This window comes from Hydrogenophaga sp. (assembly GCF_050182545.1).
Taxonomy (GTDB): Bacteria; Pseudomonadota; Gammaproteobacteria; order Burkholderiales; family Burkholderiaceae_C; genus Hydrogenophaga.
Genome location: NZ_JBFXCD010000005.1, coordinates 32,514 through 57,310, shown reverse-complemented (window position 1 = coordinate 57,310; position 24,797 = coordinate 32,514). Strand labels below are relative to the sequence as shown.

The 24,797-nt window shown below is 68.5% G+C and carries 22 protein-coding genes and 1 riboswitch; of the genes, 14 read left to right on the top strand and 8 right to left on the bottom strand.

Annotated features, from left to right (window positions below; translation table 11 throughout):
- Positions 1 to 28 precede the first annotated feature (28 nt).
- Both AB7P10_RS07120 and AB7P10_RS07115 read right to left on the bottom strand, forming a co-directional pair.
- On the bottom strand, positions 29 to 574 hold the full coding sequence (locus AB7P10_RS07120) for an adenine phosphoribosyltransferase (protein WP_297648556.1): 546 nt from the start codon (positions 572 to 574) through the stop codon (positions 29 to 31).
- Between the two features lie 232 nt (positions 575 to 806).
- Positions 807 to 2,792 (bottom strand): cation:proton antiporter, encoded by a 1,986-nt coding sequence (locus AB7P10_RS07115; RefSeq protein ID WP_428293143.1) that lies wholly within the window; start codon positions 2,790 to 2,792, stop codon positions 807 to 809.
- Positions 2,793 to 2,854: 62 nt separating this feature from the next.
- Between AB7P10_RS07115 and AB7P10_RS07110 the strand changes: the two genes are divergently transcribed.
- From AB7P10_RS07110 to AB7P10_RS07095, 4 genes are read left to right on the top strand one after another with little or no spacing between them, the layout of a single operon-like run.
- Positions 2,855 to 3,853: a KpsF/GutQ family sugar-phosphate isomerase gene (locus AB7P10_RS07110; RefSeq protein WP_428293142.1), complete on the top strand. Its 999-nt coding sequence runs from the start codon at positions 2,855 to 2,857 to the stop codon at positions 3,851 to 3,853.
- A gap of 11 nt (positions 3,854 to 3,864) precedes the next feature.
- Positions 3,865 to 4,410: a KdsC family phosphatase gene (locus tag AB7P10_RS07105; protein WP_428293335.1), complete on the top strand. Its 546-nt coding sequence runs from the start codon at positions 3,865 to 3,867 to the stop codon at positions 4,408 to 4,410.
- Entirely contained in the window at positions 4,407 to 5,078 is a 672-nt protein-coding gene (lptC, locus tag AB7P10_RS07100; protein ID WP_428293141.1) for an LPS export ABC transporter periplasmic protein LptC, read from the top strand. Before AB7P10_RS07105 ends, lptC begins: the two co-directional genes overlap by 4 nt.
- 23 nt (positions 5,079 to 5,101) lie before the next feature.
- Entirely contained in the window at positions 5,102 to 5,923 is an 822-nt protein-coding gene (locus AB7P10_RS07095) for an SDR family oxidoreductase (RefSeq protein ID WP_428293140.1), read from the top strand.
- Between the two features lie 87 nt (positions 5,924 to 6,010).
- On the opposite strand, the gene AB7P10_RS07090 is transcribed toward AB7P10_RS07095, so the two are convergent.
- Positions 6,011 to 6,403 carry an RNA recognition motif domain-containing protein gene (locus AB7P10_RS07090; protein ID WP_428293139.1) on the bottom strand — a complete coding sequence of 131 codons (393 nt, stop codon included), beginning with the start codon at positions 6,401 to 6,403 and terminating at the stop codon, positions 6,011 to 6,013.
- 287 nt (positions 6,404 to 6,690) lie between these two features.
- A riboswitch (SAM riboswitch) is annotated at positions 6,691 to 6,766 on the top strand.
- Between the two features lie 54 nt (positions 6,767 to 6,820).
- Here AB7P10_RS07090 and metX point away from each other — a divergent pair.
- Both metX and metW read left to right on the top strand, forming a co-directional pair.
- Complete coding sequence (gene metX, locus AB7P10_RS07085) at positions 6,821 to 7,990, top strand: homoserine O-succinyltransferase MetX (protein ID WP_428293138.1); 1,170 nt, start codon at positions 6,821 to 6,823, stop codon at positions 7,988 to 7,990.
- Positions 7,987 to 8,568 carry a methionine biosynthesis protein MetW gene (metW, locus tag AB7P10_RS07080; protein ID WP_428293137.1) on the top strand — a complete coding sequence of 194 codons (582 nt, stop codon included), beginning with the start codon at positions 7,987 to 7,989 and terminating at the stop codon, positions 8,566 to 8,568. Before metX ends, metW begins: the two co-directional genes overlap by 4 nt.
- 3 nt (positions 8,569 to 8,571) lie before the next feature.
- On the opposite strand, the gene AB7P10_RS07075 is transcribed toward metW, so the two are convergent.
- Positions 8,572 to 9,258: a transglutaminase-like domain-containing protein gene (locus AB7P10_RS07075; RefSeq protein ID WP_428293136.1), complete on the bottom strand. Its 687-nt coding sequence runs from the start codon at positions 9,256 to 9,258 to the stop codon at positions 8,572 to 8,574.
- 198 nt (positions 9,259 to 9,456) lie between these two features.
- Here AB7P10_RS07075 and AB7P10_RS07070 point away from each other — a divergent pair, with 198 nt between their 5' ends.
- The 5 genes from AB7P10_RS07070 to AB7P10_RS07050 all read left to right on the top strand — a co-directional run bounded on the left by AB7P10_RS07070 (position 9,457) and on the right by AB7P10_RS07050 (position 16,109).
- Positions 9,457 to 9,987 (top strand): chemotaxis protein CheW, encoded by a 531-nt coding sequence (locus tag AB7P10_RS07070; RefSeq protein ID WP_428293135.1) that lies wholly within the window; start codon positions 9,457 to 9,459, stop codon positions 9,985 to 9,987.
- 32 nt (positions 9,988 to 10,019) lie between these two features.
- Positions 10,020 to 11,963, top strand: coding sequence for a Cache 3/Cache 2 fusion domain-containing protein (locus AB7P10_RS07065; protein WP_428293134.1), 1,944 nt, complete (start codon positions 10,020 to 10,022; stop codon positions 11,961 to 11,963).
- Positions 11,964 to 12,023: 60 nt separating this feature from the next.
- Entirely contained in the window at positions 12,024 to 13,586 is a 1,563-nt protein-coding gene (locus AB7P10_RS07060) for a methyl-accepting chemotaxis protein (protein WP_428293133.1), read from the top strand.
- 149 nt (positions 13,587 to 13,735) lie between these two features.
- Positions 13,736 to 15,232 carry a M20 family metallopeptidase gene (locus AB7P10_RS07055; protein WP_428293132.1) on the top strand — a complete coding sequence of 499 codons (1,497 nt, stop codon included), beginning with the start codon at positions 13,736 to 13,738 and terminating at the stop codon, positions 15,230 to 15,232.
- Between the two features lie 10 nt (positions 15,233 to 15,242).
- The gene (locus tag AB7P10_RS07050) at positions 15,243 to 16,109 is read left to right on the top strand and encodes an alpha/beta hydrolase (RefSeq protein ID WP_428293131.1); all 867 of its coding nucleotides are present in this window, start codon (positions 15,243 to 15,245) and stop codon (positions 16,107 to 16,109) included.
- 8 nt (positions 16,110 to 16,117) lie between these two features.
- Here the strand turns inward: AB7P10_RS07050 and AB7P10_RS07045 are convergent, their stop codons facing one another.
- Both AB7P10_RS07045 and AB7P10_RS07040 read right to left on the bottom strand, forming a co-directional pair.
- Positions 16,118 to 16,717: a YidB family protein gene (locus AB7P10_RS07045; RefSeq protein WP_428293130.1), complete on the bottom strand. Its 600-nt coding sequence runs from the start codon at positions 16,715 to 16,717 to the stop codon at positions 16,118 to 16,120.
- A complete protein-coding gene (locus tag AB7P10_RS07040; RefSeq protein ID WP_428293129.1) occupies positions 16,680 to 17,855 on the bottom strand; it encodes an MFS transporter in 1,176 nt (391 codons plus the stop codon). The genes AB7P10_RS07045 and AB7P10_RS07040 overlap by 38 nt, the downstream gene beginning before the upstream one ends.
- A 124-nt stretch (positions 17,856 to 17,979) precedes the next feature.
- On the opposite strand from AB7P10_RS07040, the gene AB7P10_RS07035 reads away from it, so the two are divergent.
- A complete protein-coding gene (locus AB7P10_RS07035; protein WP_428293128.1) occupies positions 17,980 to 18,924 on the top strand; it encodes an alpha/beta hydrolase family esterase in 945 nt (314 codons plus the stop codon).
- Positions 18,925 to 18,929: 5 nt separating this feature from the next.
- Here AB7P10_RS07035 and AB7P10_RS07030 read toward each other — a convergent pair whose 3' ends face one another.
- The gene (locus AB7P10_RS07030) at positions 18,930 to 19,667 is read right to left on the bottom strand and encodes a 16S rRNA (uracil(1498)-N(3))-methyltransferase (RefSeq protein ID WP_428293127.1); all 738 of its coding nucleotides are present in this window, start codon (positions 19,665 to 19,667) and stop codon (positions 18,930 to 18,932) included.
- A gap of 4 nt (positions 19,668 to 19,671) precedes the next feature.
- The gene (locus AB7P10_RS07025; RefSeq protein ID WP_428293126.1) at positions 19,672 to 20,763 is read right to left on the bottom strand and encodes an aminoglycoside phosphotransferase family protein; all 1,092 of its coding nucleotides are present in this window, start codon (positions 20,761 to 20,763) and stop codon (positions 19,672 to 19,674) included.
- Positions 20,764 to 21,033: 270 nt separating this feature from the next.
- On the opposite strand from AB7P10_RS07025, the gene AB7P10_RS07020 reads away from it, so the two are divergent.
- Positions 21,034 to 23,397, top strand: coding sequence for an LPS-assembly protein LptD (locus AB7P10_RS07020; protein ID WP_428293334.1), 2,364 nt, complete (start codon positions 21,034 to 21,036; stop codon positions 23,395 to 23,397).
- Complete coding sequence (locus AB7P10_RS07015) at positions 23,390 to 24,775, top strand: peptidylprolyl isomerase (RefSeq protein ID WP_428293125.1); 1,386 nt, start codon at positions 23,390 to 23,392, stop codon at positions 24,773 to 24,775. The genes AB7P10_RS07020 and AB7P10_RS07015 overlap by 8 nt, the downstream gene beginning before the upstream one ends.
- Positions 24,776 to 24,797: the final 22 nt, after the last annotated feature.

Below are 24,797 nucleotides of genomic sequence, written 5' to 3'. Positions count from 1 at the left end.
CGCTGGTCTGCCCTGTGGCGGCCGCGGCTCAGTGGCCGGCGAAGTCGAGCAATGTGAACAGCGGCAGGCCCGACGCACGAAGCTTTTCCGAGCCACCGAGCTCGGGCAGGTCGACGATGGCCGCACCCTCCATCACGTGCGCCCCCAGCTTTTCCAGCAGGCGCCGCCCGGCCATCATGGTGCCGCCGGTGGCGATCAGGTCGTCGATCAGCACCACCCGGTCACCGGCCTTCACCGCGTCGGTGTGCAGCTCTACCGTGGCGCTGCCGTACTCCAGTTCGTAAGTTTCTTCCACGGTGGTGAAGGGCAACTTGCCCTTCTTGCGGATGGGCACGAAACCCACACCCAGCTCGTAGGCCAGCACCGAGCCGATGATGAAACCGCGCGCATCCAGTCCGGCCACCACCGACGGCCGCAGCGCCGGATCCATGTAGCGGTGCACAAAGGTGTCGATCAGCACGCGAAAGACCTTGGGGTCCTGCAGCAGCGGCGTGATGTCGCGGAACTGCACACCGGGCGCGGGCCAGTCGGGCACGGTGCGGATGTGGGACTTCAGGAAGGCGGAGGTGTCCATGGGCTCGGTCCGAAAGGGGAGGCCCATTATCGATGGCGGCAAAAAAACCCCGGCACGCAGGCCGGGGCGAGAGACCATGGCGACCCTGTACGTAGGCCATGGGCAGGAAGCAAGGCCCTGGAAAGAGCCTGAGGGGCCATTGTGGTGGCCGCTGGCAAGCGGCAGCCCCGGTTCCGGGTGTGCGGCACGCTGAGGCCGACGAAATGCGCGACGAGGGCGTGCCAGCTGGATCTCAGCCGGTCAGCAGCTTCTGTTCGGCCAGCGCCAGTGCGGGCGCCTTGCCACTGATCACCACGGTGTCGCCGCCTTCGAGGACCGTCTCGTCTTCGAGTGGTTGCGGCCGTCCGCCGGCGCGTCGCAGACTCACCACCCGCACGCCGACCGCGTGCAGGGCCAGACTGCCCAGCGTCTTGCCGACGTTGCGCCCCCCGGTGGGCAGGGTCACGGTGTTGAGCCGCTCGTGGTCGATCTCGTCCACGCCGTCGTCGTCGGCGCCGTGGAAGTAGCCGCGCAGCAGGTTGTAGCGCGCGTCGCGCTGGTCCTGCACCACGCGGATCACGCGCCGCATGGGCACGCCCACCAGCGCCAGGGCATGGCTGGCCAGCATCAGGCTGGCCTCGATGGCTTCGGGCACCACCTCGGTGGCGCCCGCGGCGCGCAATTTCTCCAGATCGGCATCGTCCACGGTGCGCACGACCACCGGCACGTGGGCCGCCTGCGCGTGGGCGTGGTGCAGCACCTTGAGGGCGCTGGCCGTGTCGAGGTAGGTCACCGCCACGGCGCTGGCGCGGTGCAGGCCCGCGGCCATCAGGGCCTGAAGGCGCGCGGCGTCGCCGAACACCACCGAATGCCCGGCGGCGGCGGCCTGGCGCACGCGGTCGGGGTCAAGGTCGAGCGCCATGTAGGGAATGCCTTCGGCCTCCAGAAGGCGCGCCAGGTTCTGCCCGCAACGGCCATAGCCGCAAATGATCACGTGTTTGTCGGCGTTGATGGCCTTGCGCGCGATGCTCGTCATCTGCACCGACTGCATCAGCCAGTCGCTGCCCACCAGGCGCGTGACGATGCTGTTGGCGTAGAGGATGGCAAAGGGCGTGGCCAGCATGGAGATCACCATGCTGGCGAGAATCGGGTTGAACAACTGCGGCGGCACCAGGTTGTTCTGCCCCGCCAGTGTCAGCAGCACGAGACCGAACTCCCCCGCCTGCGCCAGGTACAGGCCGGTGCGCAGAGCCACGCCTGTGGGCGCGCCGAAGGCGCGCGTCAGGCCGGTGATCAGCGCGAGCTTGAACAACACCGAGACCGACAGCAGCAGCAGCACCAGGGGCCAGCGGTCCAGCACGAGGCGCCAGTCCAGCATCATGCCGATGGTGATGAAGAACAGGCCCAGCAGCACGTCGTGGAACGGCCGGATGTCGGTTTCCACCTGGTGCTTGAACTCGGTCTCCGAAATCAGCATGCCGGCCACGAAAGCGCCCAGCGCGAGCGAGAGCCCGGCGTGTTCGGTCATCCAGGCCAGGCCCAGCGTGATGAGCAGCAGGTTGAGCATGAAGAGCTCGTCGCTCTTGCGCCGCGCCACCAGCGTGAGCCACCAGCGCATGAGTTTCTGCCCCCCTGTCAGCAGCAGGCCCAGCAGCAGCACCGCCTTCAGACCGGCCCAGGCCAGTGCGGGCAGCAGTTCCTCGGGCTGGGCGGACAGCGCGGGAATGATCACCAGCAAGGGCACCACCGCCAGATCCTGGAACAGCAGGATGCCAAGCACACGCTTGCCGTGCTCGGACTCCAGTTCGAGCCGCTCGGCCACCATCTTCATCACGATCGCGGTGCTGCTCATCGCCATCACGCCCCCGAGCGCCAGCGCGGTCTGCCAGGAGACGTTCCACCACCTGGGCAGCCACAACGCCAGTGCCAGCGAGGCCAGCGTGGTCAGCAGCAGCGTGAGCACCACCTGTGACAGGCCCAGACCAAACACGTGGCGCTTCATGGCGCGCAACTTTGGCAGGCTGAATTCGAGCCCGATCACGAACATGAGAAAGACCACCCCGAACTCGGCGAGGTAGCGGATGCCCCCCGAGTCCTGCGCCAGGGCCAGCGCATTCGGCCCGATGAGCACGCCCACCACAAGGTAACCCAGCATCGGCGGCAGCCGCAGCATGCGGCAACCCACAACGCCCAGCACGGCGGCCAGCAGGTACAGCAGGGCGATGTCGAGCGAATTCATGGCGCGATGGTACTGGCTGGTTGCAGGCGCCGCCGGCGAAGGTGGCGGCGATAATGCGCCGCATGAGCCTGCCTTCCACCTTTGACCCCGCCCGGGCCCTGGCCATGGCGAAGGAGACCCTGAACATCGAGGCGGATGCGGTCAACGCCGTGGCCCGGCGCATGGACGACGCCTTTGTTCGCGCGGTGGCGCTTGTGCTGGACGTGTCCGGGCGCGTCGTTGTCATGGGCATGGGCAAGAGCGGCCACATCGGCCGCAAGATCGCGGCCACGCTGGCCTCCACCGGCACGCCGGCCATGTTCGTGCACCCGGCCGAGGCCAGCCATGGCGACCTGGGCATGATCACCCGCTTCGATCTGGTGCTCGGCATCAGCAACAGCGGTGAGAGCGAGGAACTCACCGCCATCCTGCCCCTGATCAAGCGCATGGGCGTGCCGTTGCTGGCCATCACCGGCCGCGCCGACTCCACCCTGGGCCGTCACGCCAGCGTGGTGCTGGATGCCTCGGTGGACAAGGAGGCCTGCCCGCACAACCTCGCACCCACGGCCAGCACCACGGCGCAGCTGGCCCTGGGCGATGCGCTGGCGGTCGCGCTGCTTGATGCGCGCGGCTTCAAGGCGGACGACTTCGCGCGCTCGCACCCCGGTGGCGCGCTCGGGCGCAAGCTGCTCACCCACGTGGGCGACGTCATGCGCAGCGGCGACGCGTTGCCCCGCGTGGGTCCGGACGCCGGGTTGATGGACCTCATGCGAGAGATCAGCGCCAAGGGCCTGGGCATGAGCGCCATCGTCGACACCGAACAGCGCGTGCTGGGCATCTTCACCGATGGCGACCTGCGCCGCCTGATCGAGAAGACCGGCAGCAGCGCAGACCTGCGTTCGATGATGGCGCGCGACGTGATGCACGCCAACCCGTGCACCGTGCGCGCCGACGCGCTTGCCGTGGAAGCAGCCGGCCTCATGGAAGCCAGCCGCATCACCAGCGTGCTGGTCGTGGATGCCACGGGCCGACTGCAGGGCGCGATCAACAGCAACGACCTGATGCGCGCAAAGGTGATCTGAGCGTGAGCCCGCTGCGCCCCGTGCTGAACTTCCCGCCTGCCCTGCTGCTGCGCGCCCAGCCCGTGCGTGTGCTCTTCCTGGATGTCGATGGCGTGCTCACCGATGGCAGCCTCTACTTCAGCGAAGCCGGTGAAACCCTCAAGCGCTTCCATACGCTCGACGGTCACGGCATCAAGCTGCTGCAACGCGCCGGCATCACGCCCGCGGTGGTCAGCGGGCGCGACTCGGCGGCACTGCGCGCGCGCTTGTCCGCGCTCGGCGTCGCGCAACTGCGCCTGGGCACCGAGGACAAGGCGCCCGCGGCCGAGGCGATCCTGGCTGAACTGGGCCTGGACTGGACCGCTGCCGCGGCCATGGGCGACGACTGGCCCGATCTGCCCCTGTTGCGCCGCGCCGCGTTGGCCGTCGCGCCGCCCACGGCACATGCCGAGGTGCTGGCGGTGGCGCACCACATCACCGCGCGCGCGCCGGGGGCCGGCGCGGTGCGCGAGGCCTGCGATCTGCTGCTGATCGCCAGTGGCGTCTACGCGCAGGCCCTGGAAGCGGCATCGCGGTGAGCACCTCCGACCCGCTCGACTTCTTCGACGACGTCGACCAGACGGCTGCCGTGCCCCGCGCGCCGCGGCGCAAACGCCAGCTGCTGGACCGCCTCTCCATCTACCTGCCGGTGCTGCTCATGGGCTTGCTGGCCCTGGCGTCCTACTGGTTGCTGCGGGCAACACCCGCGCCCGCGCTGCCGGCGCCGCCGCAGCCGGCGAGCAGCGAGCCCGATTACTTCATGCGGCAGTTCTCGGTCAAGGCCTTCGACGCCCAGGGCGACCTCCGGACACAGGTCTCGGGGGTGGAGGCGCGCCATTTCCCGGCCAGCGACACGGTGGAGATCGACATGGCGCGCATCCGCCACATCGGAGAGCAGGGACTGCCCACGCTGGCCCGTGCGCGCCTGGTCACGACCAACAGCGACAACACCGAGTTCGTGCTGAAGGGCGACGCGGTGGTCGTGCGCGAGGCGGGCACCGACGCCCAAGGCAAACCCCAGCCCCGGCTGGAATTCCAGGGCGAGTTCCTGCACGTCTATCTCGACCCCGACCGCATCGTCTCCGACAAACCCGTCACGCTGCTGCGTGGCAACGACCGCCTCGTCGCGGACACCCTTGACTACGCCGCGGAGGATCAGGTGGCCCTCTTCAAGGGCCGCGTGAAGGTGCAACTGGTGCCGCGCTGACCGCAATCGCTCCAACGCCCACCATGCGAACCGCCTTCACCCCGCCCGCCCGCACAGATGCCCCGCTGGTGTTCATCACCGGCGCTTCCAGCGGCATTGGCCTGGCGCTGGCTCAGCGTTATGCGCAAGCCGGCTACCGGCTCGCCCTGGTCGCGCGCCGCACGCAGGAGATGCAGGCCTGGGCCCATGCCCAGGGATTCGATGCGAATTGCTGCCGTGTCTATGGCGCGGACGTGGCCGACACCGAAAGCATCCTGGCCGCCGCACAGGCCTGCCTGGCGGACCAGGGTGTGCCCGACGTGGTGATCGCCAATGCCGGCATCAGCGTCGGCATGGACACCGCCGAGCGGGCCGACATCGAGGTGATGGCGCGCACCTTCGCCACCAACAACACCGGCCTGGCCGCCACCTTCCACCCCTTCGTCGCCGCGATGGCGGCGCGCGGCAGCGGCGCGCTGGTGGGCATCGCCAGCGTGGCGGCCATCCGCGGTCTGCCCGGGCATGGCGCCTACTGCGCCAGCAAGGCGGCCGTGGTCGCCTATTGCGAGAGCCTGCGTGGCGAACTGCGGGGCAGCGGAGTCGCCGTGGTCACCCTGCTGCCCGGGTACGTGGACACGCCGTTGACGCGCCAAAACCGCTACAGCATGCCGTTCCTGCTGAGCGCCGAGACTTTTGCCGACCGTGCCTTCCATGCCATCCGGGTGCGCGCCAGCTACCGGGTCATTCCCTGGCAGATGGGTGTGGTAGCCAAGCTGCTGCGCCTGTTGCCCAATGCCCTGTTCGACCGCGTGCTGGCGGGCCGGCCACGCAAGCACCGCCAGGGCGGCGGAGCTTCGGGCGGCTGAGAACCGCGCGCCCATGAAAAAAGCCCTGGGGCATTGCCACAGGGCTTTTGTTTCGCATCGGCCGTTCAGGCCGATGGGCGCGGACGATCAGTAACCGCCGCGGCCACCACCGCCTTCACGACGGCCACCGCCACCGTAGGGGCTGCGGAAGCCGCCTTCGCCTCCACCGCCGCCAAAGCCGCCGCCGCCACTGCGGCCGCCGCCGAAGCCACCGGTGCGCGGAGGACGCGCTTCCATCGGGCGGGCTTCGTTGACCACCAGGCTGCGACCGCCCAGGGACTGGCCGTTCATGCCTTCGATCGCGGATTGCGCTTCAGCGTCGCTGCCCATTTCCACGAAGCCGAAGCCCTTGGAGCGGCCGGTTTCGCGCTCCATCATGACCTTGGCGCTGTTGACAGAGCCAAAGGCGCTGAAAGCCTGCTGCAGATCTTCGTCGCGCACGGTGTAGGGCAGGTTGCCCACGTACAGTTTGTTGCCCATGGATGGGACTCCTAATAACACTGAGAAAAATAGCGATGGAGCCCCGTTAGCACACAAAAACCTGTAGCACGCGAAACCAACCGATCACTTGTAAAAAACGAGCGCTCGCCGCGCTCGCCGAAGGATTATGCGCTGAATGTCCCGCAAACACTAACTATTTTTCAGGATGTGCAAAGCCGCCCGGGGCCCGATGCGCCGCTACAACAGGACAGGCCGCACGTTGGGGGGAAACCCGGCTCCTGGGGCCCTTTGGGCGTGGCTGCACACGCGCGGTGCTTCAACTTATACTTGCCCCCAGCGCCGATTTGTTCCAGATTGCGGGCGCTTTAAAAATGCCGCTAAAGGGGAGATTCCCGGTCTCGCTTTTGGCGGCACCGGGTTTTTTTATTGGGCGGGTGCCGCCCGCAGGACAAGGCCTTGATCGTCACGCCCCAAACCTTTCGCTTTACCGAACCGCTCGCTTTGCGCTCGGGTGCCGTGCTGCCGGCCTATGAACTGGTGGTGGAAACCTATGGCAGCCTCAATGCCGAACGCTCCAACGCGGTGCTGATCTGCCATGCGCTCAACGCGTCGCACCACGTGGCGGGCTGGTACGCGGATGCCCATGGCCAGCCGCTGGCGCGCAGCGAAGGCTGGTGGAACAACATGATCGGCCCCGGCAAACCGGTCGACACCGACCGCTGGTTCGTCATTGGTGTCAACAACCTGGGCTCGTGTTTCGGTTCCACCGGACCGACCCACGTCAACCCCGCCACCGGCACGCCCTGGGGCGCCGACTTTCCGGTGGTCACCGTCGAGGACTGGGTCGAAGCCCAGGCCCGGCTGCTCGATCTGATGGGCATCGAGACGCTGGCCGCCGTCATGGGCGGCAGCCTCGGTGGGATGCAGACCTTGAGCTGGACGCTGCAATACCCCGAACGCGTGCGCCATGCGGTGGTGGTCGCCAGCGCCCCGAACCTCACGGCCGAGAACATCGCGTTCAACGAGGTGGCGCGCCGCGCCATCGTGACCGATCCCGATTTTCACGGCGGGCACTACCTGCGCGAGGGCACGTTGCCGCGGCGTGGCCTGCGCATCGCCCGCATGATCGGCCACATCACCTACCTCAGCGACGACGTGATGAACGAGAAGTTCGGGCGCTCTCTGCGCACGGTCGAACGCGAAGACCCCACGGCCGTGGCCGAACAGGCCTACCGCTACACCACACAGGACGTCGAGTTCCAGATCGAGAGCTACCTGCGCTACCAGGGCGACAAGTTCAGCGAGTACTTCGACGCCAACACCTACCTGCTGATCACGCGGGCGCTCGACTATTTCGACCCCGCGCGGGCATTCGACGGCAAGCTCACGGCGGCACTGGCACGCGCCCGCGCCCGCTTCTTCCTGGTGAGTTTCACCACCGACTGGCGCTTCTCCCCCGCGCGCAGCCGCGAGATCGTCCGGGCGCTGCTCGACAACAAGCGCGAGGTCAGCTACGCCGAGATCGATGCGCCGCACGGCCATGACGCCTTCCTGCTGGACGACCCGCGCTATCTGAATGCGGTGCAGGCCTACTTTGAACAGACCGTCGGAGGGGGGCGGCCATGAGCGAGAAACCCGTGATGGAGTCCATCGCCCGCCTGGTGCCCCCGGGCTCGCGCGTGCTCGACCTGGGCTGCGGCGACGGCGCGCTGCTGGCGCATCTGCAGGCCACGCGCGCCTGCACCGGCTACGGCGTGGAGATAGACGACGCCAAGGTGCTGGCCTGCATGCGGCGCGGGGTGAGCGTGCTGCAGCTCAACCTGGAAGACGGCCTGACCATGTTCGCCGACGACGCCTTTGACGTGGTGCTGCAGATCGACACCCTGCAACACCTGCGCAACGCCGAGACCATGCTGCGCGAGACCGCGCGCGTGGGCCGCGCGGGCGTGGTGGCTTTTCCCAACTTCGCGCACTGGCCGAACCGCCTGCACGTGCTGCAGGGCCGCATGCCCGTGACCAAGCGCCTGCCCTACCAGTGGTACGACACGCCCAACATCCGCGTTGGCACGCATGCGGACTTCGAGGTCCTGGCGCGGCGCAACGGGCTGACCATTGAAGACAGCTTCGGTCTGCACGAAGGCCGCGAGATCCGAACCTGGCCCAACCTGCTGGCCAGCACGGCGGTGTTCCGCTTTTCGAGCTAGGCCCTAGCCCCGGGCCGCTTCGCGTGCGGCGTCGGCCGCGAAATCACCATCGGCGGCATCGCTGGCGGTGGGCATGTCGGGATAGATTTCGCGGAACGCGGAGCGAATCCGCGCCAGTGGCAGGTCGTCGAAGGCGCCACGCTCGTTCACGTATTCCATGTGCTGGCGGCCTTCGCGGTCGAACGGGTGGTAGAGCGAATCGTGCTCGCCGTCGAACGCCAGTGGCAACAGGCCGAACTTCTCGCACAGTTCGATGTTGAACGCTGGCGTGGCCTTGCGCCAGGCGCCATCAAGCCACAGTGAGGTGTAGCCGTGCCAGGCGAACACGTCGGTCTTCATGGTCTGGCGCAAGCGCTCGGTGGACAGGTGGTTGCGCACGTCGGCAAACCCCAGCCGCGCCGGAATGCCCTGCGCGCGGCAGACCGCCGCCAGCAGCACCGCCTTGGGCACGCACCAGCCATGCCCCTGTTCCAGCACGCGGCTGGCGGACATGCCGGCGTCCGACAGGTCGATGCGGTAAGGGTCGTAGCGCACCCGATCACGCACTGCCTGGTACAGCGCAACGGCACGGTCGCGCGGCCTGTCGCCGCGGGCATGTTCTGCCGCGAAGGCCTGCACGGCGGGGTGGTCGGTGTCGATCCAGGGGGTGGCCGCGAGATGCTGCGGGCCGGGATTCGTGTCTGTGCTCATTCGCACAAGTTAGCAGAAGGGTGGTGACGCCAGCGACACCGCAGAGACATGCCGCAGAATCTGAGAATTAAAACTTTAGAATTCTTTTATGTGCTTGCGCACCGGAAAGAGGCGGGTTTGTCCGCCTATTTCCGACTTCAGCCCCGCCGCAGCCGGCCGATAGTCCTTGGACCAACCTGTCAACCGAGGACCGATTCCATGGACATGCGCAACGACGCCACCCCACTTGCCCGCCCGGACAGCGCGCGGGCCACCGCAGCCCAGCCGGCCAGCGCCGAATTCCTGACCTTCCGCCTGGGCGGCGAGGAATACGGCATCGACATCTTGCGCGTGCAGGAGATTCGCTCCTACGAGGAACCCACCCGCATCGCCAATTCGCCCTCGTTCATCAAGGGTGTGGTCAACCTGCGCGGCGTGATCGTGCCGGTGGTGGATCTGCGCATCAAGCTGGGTTGCGACAAGGTCGAATACAACGGCTTCACCGTGGTGATCGTGCTCAACGTGCACGGCCGCGTGGTCGGCGCGGTGGTGGACTCGGTCTCGGACGTGCTCGAACTCGCCGGCGACCTGATCAAGCCCGCGCCTGAGATGAACACCAATGTGGACACCACGTTCATCACCGGCATCGCCAGCGTGGGTGAACGCATGCTGATCCTGATGGACATTGAAGCCCTCATGTCCGGCAGCGACATGGGACTGATGGACAACTCCACCCAAGCCCTTCAATAAGCCGGCTGACATCCCCAAGAGGAGACCCGATCATGAAAGACAAGAACATCCGAGAGAGTTCGGTCGCGCGCCGCGTAGCGCTGCTCGCCGTCGTCCTGTTGGCGTCGGTGCTCGCGTTGCTCAGCGGCGTGCTGTCCGTGGTTGCGGAAAGCTCCTCGCGCGAGCGCACGGCGGAGTGGGCGGGAGACAAGGCGGTGTCCGTCGCCAACTCGGTCGATGCCTTTGACGCCACGGCCCGCCTGATGACCGATCGCGCCTTCAAGCCATTCCGGCAGAAGTTCGCCGACAAGTTTGAACTCGACACGCAGGCCGGCATGCTCAAGAGCTGGGGCATGCTGCTCAACAACGATTTCTCCGAGGTCGACACCTTCAACCGCACCAATGGTGGCGTGGCCACCATCTTCATGCGCAAGGGCGACGACTTCGAGCGCGTCAGCACCTCGCTGAAGAAGGAAAACGGCGAACGCGCCATGGGCACGCTGCTTGATCGCAAGCATGCCGCCTACCCGCTGATGCTGGAAGGAAAGAGCTACACGGGGCGCGCCGTGCTGTTCGGCAAACCCTACATGACGCACTACGAAACCATGAAGGACGAGGCCGGCAAGGTGGTCGGCATCCTCTTCATCGGCTTTGACATTGCCGACTTCCAGGCGTCGCTGGACAAGCTGGTCGACGAGGCGCGCTTCTTCGAAAGCGGCGGCACCTACGTGATCGATCCGCGCGGGTCCAACGCCGATGCGGTGTTTGTCTCGCACCCCACGGCCGCCGGCAAGAAGGTGCTGGAGGTCAACCCCGGCGCGGACGCGATGCTCAGCGAGCTGCGCGCCTCGCCCGGTGCCTTCGTGCGCCATGCCGTGCCGCTGCGCAGCGATGCCATCCCGAATCCCTGGGTGGTCAAGCGCGAAGCCCAAGCGGGCGGCTGGTGGGTGGTGGCCGAGGTGTCCGATACCGAAGCCATGGCCAGCTACTGGCGCACCATCTACGCCCTCTGGGCGTTGCTGGCCGGCGCCACTCTTGCGTTGGGTGTGGGCCTGTTCCTGCTGGTGCGCCGCAACGTCAGCCAGCCGCTGGCCCAGCTGACCTCGGCCGTGACCGCGGTGGCCCAGGGCGACCTCAGCCAGGCCTTCCAGTCCAGTCGCAAGGACGAGATCGGCCGTCTGGTGCGCGAGGTGGAAACCATGCGCCAGCGCTTCCTCGCCATGATGCGCGAGTTGCGCAGCGCGACCGACAGCATCAACACCGCGTCGGTGGAGATCGCCAGCGGCAACCAGGACCTGAGCGCGCGCACCGAGCAGGCCGCGAGCAACCTGCAGGAAACCGCAGCGAGCATGGAACAACTCACCAGCACGGTGCGCCAGAGCGCGGATGCCGCGCGCCAGGCCAACCAGCTGGCCGCCAGCGCGGCCGAGATCGCCGTGCGCGGCGGCGAAGTGGTCGGCCAGGTGGTCACCACCATGGACGAGATCAACCACAGCAGCAAGAAGATCAGCGACATCATCGGCGTGATCGACGGCATCGCGTTCCAGACCAACATCCTGGCGCTCAACGCGGCGGTGGAAGCCGCGCGCGCGGGCGAACAGGGCCGGGGCTTCGCGGTGGTGGCGGGCGAGGTGAGGAACCTGGCGCAGCGCAGCGCGCAGGCGGCCAAGGAGATCAAGGGGCTGATCGGCGCGAGCGTGGACAAGGTGGAGACCGGCTCGCGGCTGGTGGCCGACGCGGGTCAGACGATGAGCGAGATCGTGGGCTCGGTGCAGCGCGTCTCCGACATCATTGGCGAGATCACGGCGGCGGCGGGCGAGCAGAGCGACGGGATCGGGCAGGTGAACGTGGCGGTGACGCAGCTCGACCAGATGACGCAGCAGAACGCGGCGCTGGTGGAGGAGAGCGCGGCAGCGGCCGAGAGCCTCAAGGACCAGGCCGTGCGCCTCGATCAGGTCGTGCGCGTGTTCCGCGTCGATGCGCAATCCGCATCCTGACGTTCCGCGCCGCTTGGTTTCACCACTGCATCCATACCAACAAGACCCTGGAGAGACGACATGCAGAACATGATGCGACAGTTTTCCATCCGAACCCGGATGCTCGGAGCCATTGGCGTCGTGCTGATGCTGCTGACCCTGGTGGGTGCCGCCGGCTGGTGGGGCATCGCCCGCCTGCAGACCCTGAACCAGACCTTCGTTGCGGGACCGTTCGAGGAAACGCTGACCCTCTCGCGCCTGCAGATGTCGCTGCGCGACATGGGGGGTTTCGAGAAGGACATGGTGATTGCCTATGAGAAACCTGAACAGGTGCTCAAGGCCAAGACCGCCTGGCTGGCCGCGCGCGATGAAGCGCAGCGCCAGATGGACCTCATGCTCGCGGGCGAAGCCGACGACGACAACGCCCTGGTGCTGACCATGAAGGAGCAGCTCACGCAGTACGTGGGCGCGGTGGAGCCGGTGACGCGCCAGCTCGAAACCAGTGGCTACGACTCGGCCACGGTGGCCAACCGCATGCTCAACCGCGCGCACGCCAGCTACGACGAACTGCTGGCCAGCCTCAAGAAGGTGGAAGAGGTGCTGATGGCCGAAGCCGCCAGCGCGCGCCAGGCCGGGCTGGACGCCAGCCGCCAGACGATGGTGCTGTTCGGTCTGGCCGTGGCCATTGCGGCGCTGGTGGTGGTGCCGACCACGCTGTCCAACATGACCAGCATCTGCAACCCGCTGGACGAGGCCCGTCATCTGGCCAGCGCCATCGCGCAGGGCGACCTGACGCGGCCGGTGCACGCGGTGGGCCGCGACGAGACCGCCGCGCTCATGCGCGCCCTGGGCGACATGCGGACCTCGCTCTCGCGCATCGTGAGCGAGGTGCGCAACTCCACCGACAGCATCGGCACCGCCAGCCAGCAGATTGCCAGTGGCAACCAGGACCTGAGCGCGCGCACCGAGCAGGCCGCGAGCAACCTCCAGGAGACGGCCGCGAGCATGGAGCAACTCACCAGCACGGTGCGCCAGAGCGCCGACGCGGCCCGGCAGGCCACGCAGATGGCGGTGGCCAACGCCGAGGTGGCGGTGCGCGGCGGTCAGGTGGTGGGCCAGGTGGTCACGACCATGGACGAGATCAACCACAGCAGCAAGAAGATCGGCGACATCATCGGTGTGATCGACGGCATTGCGTTCCAGACCAACATCCTGGCGCTGAACGCGGCGGTGGAAGCCGCGCGAGCGGGCGAGCAGGGCCGCGGCTTCGCCGTGGTGGCGGCCGAGGTGAGGAACCTCGCGCAGCGCAGCGCGCAGGCAGCCAAGGAGATCAAGGGCCTGATCGAGACCAGCGTGGGCAAGGTCGAAGACGGCTCGCGCCTGGTGGCACAGGCGGGCAGCACGATCAGCGAGATCGTGGCCAACGCCGAGAAGGTTTCGGCCTTCATCAGCGACATCACCACGGCCGCGGGCGAGCAGAGCGACGGCATCGGGCAGGTCAACGTGGCGGTCACGCAGCTCGACCAGATGACGCAGCAGAACGCCGCGCTGGTCGAGGAGAGCGCGGCCGCCGCCGAAAGCCTCAAGGACCAGGCCTCGCGCCTGGCCGAGGCGGTGGGCTTCTTCCGCGTGTCCCACGCGTAAGGCCGGGGGAACCCCCGCCCACCCTGCGGGCCCCGGGGTTGGTTGCAGGCCCACAAACGCCTGTGCGTGCCTATACTGTCCGCCGGGCTTGAACCCCCCGGCATGGTCTTCCGGGGCGCTTCAGGCCTCCCTTCCCGGAGACCGATGCCATGAACGCCCGCCTGCCTTCCCCCCTGCTCGACGCCTCGGCCCTGCAGTCCCACGTCGATGCCTCCTGGTCGGGCACCATCGTGCCCGAGTTGCAGCGCTACATCGAGGTGCCGGCCAAGTCGCCGGCCTTCGATGCCGACTGGGCGGCCCATGGCCTTCTTGAACGCGTGCTGCAAGGCGCGGCCGACTGGGTTCGCTCGCAGAAGGTGGTGGGCCTGACGCTCGAAGTCGTGCGGCTCAGTGACGCCCGTGGCACACCCCGCACGCCGGTGCTGTTCTTCGAAGTGCCGGCGAGCGCCGGCAAGGACGGCACACCGGCCCCCGCCTCGGGCCAGACCGTGCTGATGTACGGCCACCTGGACAAACAACCGGAATTCACCGGCTGGCGCAACGACCTCGGGCCCTGGACGCCCAAGATCGATGACGGCAAGTTGTATGGCCGGGGCGGTGCCGACGACGGCTACGCGGTCTATGCCAGCATCGCCGCCATCCAGGCGCTCAAGGCGCAAGGCGTGGCGCACCCGCGCATCGTCGGCCTGATCGAGACCTGCGAGGAAAGCGGCTCCGGCGATCTGCTGCCCTACGTGGACGCGCTGCGCCCGCGCCTGGGCGACGTGGGCCTGGTGATCTGCCTGGACAGCGGCGCCGGCAACTACGACCAGCTCTGGCTCACCACCAGCCTGCGCGGCATGGCCAGTGGCGTGCTCAAGGTCGAGATCCTCACCGAGGGCATCCACTCGGGCGACGCCTCCGGCCTGGTGCCGTCGAGCTTTCGCATCATGCGCCAGGTGCTGGACCGGCTGGAGGACAGCGCCACCGGCCGCCTGCTGCCCGCGAGCTTTCACTGCGAGGTGCCGGCCGAGCGCGTGGCGCAGGCCAGGGCCACCGCCGCCATCCTGGGTGACGAAATCTACAAGCGCTTCCCCTGGGCGCACCACGACTGCGGCGGCAGCACGCTGTTCGCCCTGCCCACCACCACCGACCCGGTCGAGGCGCTGCTCAACCGCACCTGGCGGCCCACGCTCAGCGTCACCGGGGCCGAGGGCTTTCCCGCGCTGCGCGATGCCGGCAATGTGCTGCGCCCCTACACCGCGTTCAAGCTCAGCCTGCGCCTGCCGCCGCTGGTGGATGCACCCGCCGCCGTGCAGGAACTCAAAGCCCTGCTGGAAGACAACGCGCCTTACCAGGCCCGGGTGACCTTTGACGGCGAGGGCGCGGCCAGCGGCTGGAACGCGCCCGCCACCACGCCGTGGTTTGAGCAGGCGCTGCAGGACGCCTCGCAGGCGCACTTCAGCGCCGGTTGCGGCACCATCGGCCAGGGCGGCACGATCCCGCTCATGAACATGCTCAGCAAAGGCTTTCCAACCGCGCAGATGATGGTGTGCGGCGTGCTCGGGCCCAGGAGCAATGCGCACGGTCCGAACGAATTCCTGCACCTGGACTACGCCCGGCGACTGACCGCTGCGGTGGCCCAGGTGATGGCCCGCATGCCCTGAGCGAGCCACCATGTCGTCCGACACCACCCAGGCCCCCTTCACCCTGCGCGACGGCCTGAACCTGGCCCTGTTCGACTGGCCGCTGCCGATGCGCTGGCGCCCGCGCGCGGTGGTGCTCATCGTGCACGGCCTGGGCGAGCATGCCTGGCGCTACGACCACGTGGCGCAGCGGCTCAACGAATGGGGCTTCTGCGTGCGCGCCTACGACCAGCGCGGCCATGGGGAGTCCGGTGGCGCGCGTGGCGTGCTGCCCGAGGACGACACCTTGCTTGACGACCTGGCCGAAGTGGTGGAAGACACGCGCTCGCACATCGCCGAACCCTGGGCCTGCCCGCTGATTCTGCTGGGCCACAGCATGGGGGGCTTGATCGCGGCGACTTTCGTGCAGCGCAACATGGCGCCGGTCGATGGTCTGGTGCTGTCATCGCCGGCGCTGGACGCCGGCATCGGCGCGCTGCAGAAAAAGCTGATCGCGCTGATGTATCGCTTCGCGCCCAATTTCGCCATCGCCAATGGCCTGGACGCCAGCAAGATTTCGCACAATCCGGCGGTCGTGGAGGCCTACCGCAAGGACCCGCTGGTGCACGACCGCATCAGCGCGCGGCTGGCGCGGTTCATCGATGCCAATGGCCCCTGCGTGGTGTCGGCGGCACCGCAATGGCGTGTTCCCTCACTGCTGATGTACGCCGGTGCCGACAGCCTCGTGCAGCCAGCCGGCAGCCGCGCCTTTGCCGCTGCGGCGCCTCGCGACAAGGTGCACAGCCACGCCTTCGAGGGGCTCTACCACGAGATATTCAACGAGGCCGATCCGTCGGCCGTGTTCGGTACGCTCAAGGCCTGGCTGGAAGTTCAGGCCCCGGCCCCGGCCCCGACCTAGCGGGCCATTCAGCGCCGGGGCTGCATCAGGCCGCCGAGCATGCCCATCAGATCGCCGGTGGCGCCGTTGCCGGCGTGGCCTCCGCCCAGCAGGGCGCCCAGACCGCCCAGGCCACCCAGTTCGTTGTCGGCCGGCAGCCGGCCCTGGGGCGAGAGCTGGTCGATCAGGCCCGGCAGCAGGTCGGCCAGTGTGCCCGAGGCCTGCTCGCGGCTGCCACCGAGTTGCGCGGCAATCGTGCCCATCAGGTCCGGCCCGAGCGCGCTGCCGAGCTGATCGCCCGAGACCGGCTGGTTGGTGCCCGTGCCGATCCACGATTGCACGGCGTCGCCCAGGCCGCCCGACTGCAACTTCGCCAGCAGGCCTTGCAGACCACCCGAACTGGCCAGCACCGAGCCCACCAGCGCGATCAGCATCTGGGGGTCAAGGCCACCCGGCAGACCGTTGGCGGCGGCAGACGGTGCCGGCTGGTCCTGCGCTGAGCCCAGAGAAGCGTTGGCGGCGGCGCCGATCAGTGAATCCAGAAGTCCCATGGAGTGCCCCCGTTGCGCTGGCCCGGAATGGGCATGCGGTTCAGGCCGGATTGTGGGCTTGCCGGCGCACCCAGGCAAGCCAGATCAGGGCCAGCCCCGTGAGCGCCACGGGTACCAGAGAACCAATGTTGAGCCATTGCCAACCCTGCGTGGTGACCAGCGCACCGGAGGCGAACGAAGTCAGCGCCATGGTGGCGAAGACGAAGAAATTGATCGCCGCCTGCGCGCGGTCCTTTTCCTCGGGTCGGTAGGCCTGCAGCGAGAGCGTGGTGCTGCCGGTGAACAGGAAGTTCCAGCCCACGCCGAGCAGGAACAGCGCGATCAGGAACTGGTGCAGGTCCACGCCAGAGAGCGCCACCCCGATGCACACGATGTTGAGCACCACGCCCGTGCCCATGATGGTCAGCACGCCAAAGCGCTTGATGAGGTGGCCGGTGATGAAGCCTGGCGCGAACATGCCGATCACGTGCCATTCCAGCACCAGGGCCGCGTCCTCGAACGGAAAGCCGCAGACCTGCATGGCCAGCGGCGTGGCCGCCATCAGCAGGTTCATGACACCAAAGCCCAGTGCGGCGCCCGCGGTGGAAACGATGAAGACCGGCTGGCGCATGATCGCGCCCAGCGGACGACCCCGGTCGGCCAGAGCCGCGCGCGGCGGCACCGGCGGGAAGCGCATGAAGGCCATGGCCAGCATGGACAGCAGCGCCACCGCGGCGAGCGCCACGTAGGCGCCGGCGAAGGGCACGCCCAACCAGTCCTTGGTGCGCGTGGCCAGGTTGGGGCCCAGCACCGCGCCCACCAGGCCGCCCGCGAGCACGAGCGAGACCGCCTTCTCGCGGAATGCCGGTGCGCTGAGCTCGGCCGCCGCGAAGCGGTAGAGCTGGCCGTTCGCACTGTAGTAGCCCGCCACCACGGTGGCGGCCACCAGCAGCCAGAAGTTCTTGTCCATCACCGCCCAGGCACACAGCAGCGCCGAGCCCAGCGCCACCAGCAGGCCGATCTGGAACGAGGCCTGGCGCCCGAGCGCGCTCTGCGTGCGCGCCACCAGGGGCGTGGACAGCGCGCCGCCCACCACGTAGCCCATCACCGGCAACGTGGCCATCCAGCCCAGCGGCGCCAGCGACAGACCCACCAGGCCGTTGATGGCGATGAAGACCACGTTGTTGGTGAGAAACAGGCCTTGCGCGGCGGCCAGCAGCCAGAGGTTCTTGTTCATAAGCAGGCGTTTATACAGCGAGCCATCACCACGCGTCCCTGGGCCGCGTGGCGCCCCCTGCAGGCTGGTCTGGACCGTGCGCATGCGGCAAGATGGCGGCTCTGCCACCAGAAGGAGATCAGGGATGAGTGTGTGCACGACAGGGCGCCGCGTGCTGCTGGCCTTTCTGCTCGCCGGAGCCGCGTGCCTGCCGCACATGGGCGCGGCGCAGGATGCGACGCCGATCACGCAACCGGGCGAACACCGTTTCACACTGACGCACGACGGACTGTTGCGTGCTTACCTGGTGCATGTCCCGGCGTCGTACCGCGCCGGCACGGCCGCGCCACTGGTGCTGTCCTTCCACGGTGGCGGCGGCAACATGGAGATCCAGGCCAATGACCGCTACTACGGCCTGGTGTCTCACGCGCAGCGCAACGGCTACGTGATCGTGTTTCCCAACGGCTACAGCCGCCTGCGTTCAGGCAAGCTCGCGACCTGGAACGCCGGGCTGTGCTGCGGCCAGGCGCGCGACCGCGACGTTGACGACGTGGGCTTCGTGCGCGCCGTGGTGGCGGATGTGCAGCGCCGCCTGGACATCGACCCGCGCCGCATCTACGCCCAGGGCATGAGCAATGGCGGCATGCTCGCCTACCGGCTGGCCTGCGAGATGGCCGATACCTTTGCGGCCATCGCCGCCGTGGCGGGCACAGACGGTTCGCCGAACTGCACACCGTCGCGGCCGGTCCCGGTGCTGCACATCCACGCGCGCGACGACGACCGCGTGTTGTTCAATGGCGGCTCGGGCAGCGCCTCGGCGACGCACGCGAACTTTGTCTCGGTACCCGAGACGGTGGCGAAATGGTCGCGGCTCAACGGCTGCACGTCCGAACCGCGGCGCGTGCTGGAGGTCGCCGGTGCCTGGTGCAAGACGCGCGCGCCCTGCCGCGGCGGCAGCGAGGTCGAACTCTGTGTGACCGAGACCGGCGGCCACTCGTGGCCCGGTGGTCGCAAGGTGCTGGGTGGTCAGGCCGGTTCTGGCGCGCTCGTTGCCAACGACGTGATCTGGGACTTCTTCAGCCGCCATTGAGCCGATCAGGCCCCGGTGGCGAGTGCCAGTGCGGTGAGCGCGGCGGTTTCGGCTCGCAGCACGCGCGGGCCCAGCGTCACAGGCACGAAGCCGGCCGCGCGCGCCTGCGCGTCCTCCGCCGGGCTGAGACCCCCTTCGGGACCGCTGAGGAACAGCACCGGTGCGTCGGGCCTGGCGGCGGCGAGCACCGAGGCCAGCGCCTGCGTGCCCTCGGTCAGCGAGAGCAGACAGCGCAGCACGGGTTGCCCGGCATTGGGGGCCGGCAGGGCCCCGAGCCACCTGACCAGGTCGCCCACCGCGTGCACCGTGGGCACACGGTTGCCACCGCACTGCTCGCAGGCCGCGATCGCCACCGCCTGCCAGTGCGCCTGCTTCTTCGTGGCGCGCTCGCCCGCCAGGCGCAGCACGCTGTGCGCGGTGTGCAGCGGCTGCAGGCTGGCAGCGCCGAGTTCGGTCGCCTTCTCGACCAGCCAGTCCATGCGCTCGTTGGCGGGCATACCCAGGGCCAGGTGAACCGCGCGCGCCGCCTCGCGCTCGACCGCGCGGTGCGCGCCGATGGTCACGTCCACGTCGCTGCGGCCCATGCGCGCGATGGTGGCGTCCCACTCGCCGCCCTCGCCATTGAACAGCGTGAGGGTCTGCCCAGGCTGAAGGCGCATCACCTGCACGTGCCGCGCGGTGGCGGCCGGTAGCGCGAGGTGCTGGCCTTCGCGCAACGGGGCCGGGCAATGGAAGCGCGGCATGGGCTCAGACGCGCCCGAAGGCGTAGCCCGATGCGGCCTGCAGGCCCTCGATCTCGTCGAGCATCTTCAGGAAGGGGCCCAGCGCGCGGTAGCGGTGCGCGGTGTGGCGGATGTAGCCGATGAAGCGCGGCGCATCGGCCAGGTACTTGGGCTTGCCGTCGCGCAACGTCAGGCGCGCAAAGATGCCGGCGACCTTCAGGTGGCGCTGCAGGCCCATCCACTCGACACCGCGGTAGAAGGCGCCGAAGTCGCTGTGCCAGTCCTCGAAGTCCATCAGACCGGCGGCGCGCGCCTTTTCCCAGTAACGGACGGTGACGTCGATGACGAAGTCTTCCTCCCAGCTCAGGAAGGCGTCGCGCATCAGGCTGGCGATGTCGTAGGTGATGGGGCCATGCACTGCGTCCTGGAAATCGAGCACGCCCAATTGCTGCGCCGGTGTATCGCCGGGTTGCAGCGGCAACATGAGGTTGCGCGGCATGAAGTCGCGGTGCACGTACACCTGGGGCGCGGCGAGGTTGTGTGCCACGACGGTGTCGAAGGTTGTCTGCAGCGTCTGCGCCTGCGCAGTGCTCAGCGTCAGGCCCTTGTGCTGGCCCAGGTACCAGTCGGGGAACAGCTGCAGCTCGCGGCGCAGCAACGCCTCGTCGTAGGGCGGCAGCGCGCCCGGCTTCGACGACAGTTGCCAGGCCAGCAGGGCGTCCAGCGCCTGCAGGTAGCGCGCGTGGTTGGCCTGCGGGTTCGCGGTGTCGATGCCTTCGAGCATGGTCTGCTGGCCCAGGTCGCTCAGCAGCATGAAGCCTTGCGGTTCGTCCCAGGCCAGCACCTCGGGCACCAGCAGGCCGGCCGCGCGCATGAGCCCGGCCACATGCACAAAGGGCTGGCAGTTCTCGTGCGCGGGCGGCGCATCCATCACGATCAGGCTGCCCCCGGCCCGCGTGTCCACCCGCAGGTAGCGGCGAAAGCTCGCATCGGCCGAGGCCGGGCGCAGCGTCTGCGGCAGCAGGGCCAGGCGCGTCGCCAGGGGCGCCAGCCAGGCGTGAAAGGCAGCTTCGCGCAGGGGTTCGGCCCAGGCAACGGCGGGGAGGGGCGGGGTCATGCGGGGGCTCGGGTGGGCGGGGGTTGCCGGGCGGTGCCCGGGACGGTCGGGCCGTGGATAATCGCCAGAGATTCTACAAACCCCCTGCAGGGCGGCGGCCGGCTCTCATGCCCGCGCATCGAGCCCATCCTGGCAACCCGGCCACCGAAGTCCATCCCCTTGAACCGCCGCAACGATCCGCCGTCCACCCACCGCACGCGCGTCGCGTTCGCCTCCGCGCTGTTCGCGGCGCGGCCGGTGGCGCGCGCGGTCCATGGCCTGCTGGCCGTGATGGCGCTGGGGGCGCTGGCCGCGCCCGTTTGCGTGCGGGCCCAGTCCGGTGATGGCGATGAGCAGCCCTCGTCCGCCGTCAACCTCAAGGCCAGCGGCCTGTTGCAGGAGAAGCTGCCCGAGGAAGCCCAGGATCGGGCGCCGACCTTCGTCTCCGGTGAGCGCATCGAAGGCCAGACCGACGGCGTGACCACGGTCGAAGGCGATGCCGAACTGCGCCGGCACGACACCGTGATCCGCGCCGACCGCCTGGAGTTCGACCAGCGCAGCCGCGAGGCCAGGGCGCGGGGCGATGTGTTGATCAATCGCGCTGGCGACCGCTTCGAGGGTCCCGAACTGCAACTCAACGTGGACACCTTCGAAGGCCACTTCGAGCAGCCCGAGTTCACGCTGCTCAACAACGAAGGCAAGGGCGACGCGAGCCGGCTCGACTTTCTGGGGGAAGACAAGGCGGTGGCGCACGACGCACGCTACTCGACCTGCCCGCGCACCCCAGGCGCCGACTGGATGCCGGACTGGCTGATTCGGGCCACCCGCATCGAGTTCGACAACGTGGCCGAAATCGGCAAGGCCACCGGTGGCGTGCTGGAATTCAAGGGCGTGCCCCTGCTGGGCTGGCCCTATTTCACCTTCCCCTTGACCGACACGCGCAAGTCCGGCCTGCTGCCGCCCACGATCAACATCGACAACATCAACGGGCTTGAGCTCACGCTGCCCTATTACCTCAACATCGCGCCCAACCTGGACGCGACGCTCTACCCCACGCTGATGAGCAAGCGCGGCGTGGACCTGGGCGCCGAGGTGCGTTACCTGCAACCCGCCTACGCCGGCCAGGTGCGCGGCGCCTACATGCCCTCGGACCCCTTGCGCGACAGCGACCGCTGGGGCTATTCGTGGCAGCACAACCAGAGCCTGAGCGGCACCCGCCTCGCTCTGGGGGGGTCGGCAGGTTTGCGATTCAACGTCAACCGCGTCAGCGACGACGACTACTGGCGCGACTTCCCGCGCGCCACGGCCTCGCTGACCACCCGCCTGCTGGCCGGCGACGCGGTGCTGTCGTGGAACCGGGGGCCCTGGTCGGTGAGCGCCGGCGCCTACAGCTGGCAGACGCTTCAGGACATCGATGCACCCATCGTGCCGCCCTACGACCGTCTGCCGTCCATCGCGGTGCGCTACAGCCGGGGCGACGCGCGCCTGGCAGGCCTGAACGACTGGAACTGGTCGCTCACGGGGGAGTACACGCGCTTCGAGTCCGATCCGCTGCTCACGGGCCAGACCAACGGCTCGCGCTCGCTGGCCATCGCCGATCTCAGCCGGCGCTGGCAGACGCCAGGCTGGTTCATCCAGCCGCGCGCGCAGCTGCACGCCACCCAGTACCACTTTGACGACCCGCTGGCCAACGGTGCGCGCAGCGCCTCGCGCGTGCTGCCCACGCTCAGCCTGGACGGTGGCCTGGTGTTCGAGCGCGACGCGCGTTACTTCGGCCGCCAGTTCGTGCAGACGCTGGAGCCGCGGGCGTTCTTCACCTGGACGCCTTACCGGGACCAGAGCCTGTTGCCCAACTACGACTCTGCCGCGAACGACTTCAATTTCGCCACCATCTTTTCGGAGAACGTCTTCGGCGGCAACGACCGCATCTCCGACACGCGTGCCGTCACGGTGGGCGCCAGTTCGCGCCTGCTCGACCCGGACTCGGGCGCCGAGATCGTGCGCGTGGGCCTGGCGCAGCGCTACCTGATCCGCGACCAGAACGTCTTTCTGCCCAATGCCAGCGGCCTGCCCGGGGGCGACCCGGTGCAGGAACGCCTGAGCGATATCCTGCTGGCCACGCGCGTGCAGTGGAGCCCGCGCTGGATGGTCGACACCAACTTCCAGTACAGCCCCGGCAGCCGCGAAGCCGTGCGCACCACGCTGGCCGCGCGCTACACCCCCAGCCGCTACCGTGTGCTGAGCGCCGCCTACCGCCTGCAGCGCGGCGTCAGCGAACAGTATGAATTCGGCTGGCAATGGCCCCTCAATGACCTGTGGGAGAAGTCCGCGCGCTCGCCCGTGCCCGGCCGCGGGCTCGGGGCAGGACAGTGGTACAGCGTGGGTCGCATCAACTACAGCGTGCCCGATAAAAAGGTGGTCGATCTGGTGGCCGGCTTTGAATACGATGCGGGTTGCTGGATCGGACGCATCGTGCTCGAACGCCTGCAGCGCAGCGCCCTGTCGGCCAACCAGCGTATCCTGTTCCAGCTGGAGTTCAGTGGTTTCTCCCGCCTCGGCTCCAACCCCTTGAAGACGCTCAAGGACAACGTTCCTCGCTACCAGTACCTGCGCGAAGAGATCAACCCGCCCAGCCGCTTCCAACAATATGACTGACCGCCACACCGTCCCCTCGCGCCTGTCCATCTGTCTGTCGTGCGCGCTCCTGTTCGGGGCCTGCGCTGCGCAGGCGCAAGGCTTGCGCGCCACCGGCCAGCTCAGCCCGTTGCGCCCCCCGGCTGCCGCGACGGCGCCCGAGCAGGCCACGGCGGATTTCATCGTCGCCTTGGTCAACTCCGAACCCGTGACGAACAACGAAGTGCGCCAGCGCCTGCTGCGCGTGGAGCAGCAGCTGGCCCAGCGCGGCGGCGCCATGCCCCCGCGCGATGCGCTCGCGCGCGAAGTGCTCGAACAGATCATCAACGAACGCGCGCAGCTGCAGCAGGCCACGGAGCTTGGCATCACGGTGGACGAAGCCGCGGTGACGCAGGCCGAACTCGCGATCGCCGCGCAGAACCAGCTCAGCCCCGAGGAGCTGCGCCGGCGCATCGCCGCCGAAGGCATGGACATCAACCGCCTGCGCAACGACTTGCGCAACCAGATCCTGTTGCAGCGCGTGCGAGAGCGGCAGGTGGACGCGCGGGTCCGTGTGACCGACGCCGACGTCGACGACTTCATCCGCGAGCAGCAGGGAAGCAATGACCTGGCCAGCCTGGAGCTCAACCTGTCGCACGTGCTGGTCGCGGTGCCCGAAGGCGCCAGCGAACAGCGCATCCAGGAGCTTCAGGCGCGCGCCCAGGGCGCGGCCGACCGGGCGCGCGCCGGCGCCGACTTTGCCGCTCTGGCGCGCGAATTCTCCGATGCGCCCGAGGGCGCCAGTGGTGGGCAGTTCGGCATGCGGGCGGCCAATCGACTGCCCACGCTTTTCGTGGAAGCGACACGCACGCTCAATGTGGGCGCCGTGGCGGGGCCCTTGCGCAGCCCGGCCGGGTTTCACGTGCTCAAGGTGATCGACAAGCGCCAGGCCGGCCTTCCGGGTGCGGCCATCACGCAGACCCGGGCGCGCCACATCCTGCTGCGCACCACCGCCCAGCTCAGCGAAGCCGATGCGGTGGCGCGCCTGGCGGGCTATCGCCAGCAGGTGGCCAGTGGTCAGGCCACATTCGAGGCCCTGGCGCGCGAGCACAGCCAGGACGGATCGGCCAGCCAGGGTGGCGACCTCGGCTGGGCCAACCCGGGCCAGTTCGTCCCCGAGTTCGAGGAAGCGATGAACGCGCTGCGGCCAGGCGAGATGTCCGCACCGCTGGTGTCGCGGTTTGGCGTGCACCTCATCCGCGTCGAGGAGCGCCGCCAGACCCAGCTGTCGCAGCGCGAGCAACGCGACATGGTGCGCGACATGGTGCGCGAAAAGAAGATGGATGACGCCCTGCGTGTCTGGGCGCAGGACGTTCGCGGGCGGGCCTACGTGGAATACCGCGAGGCGCCGCAACCTTGAAGCCGGGCCAGGGACCGGCACG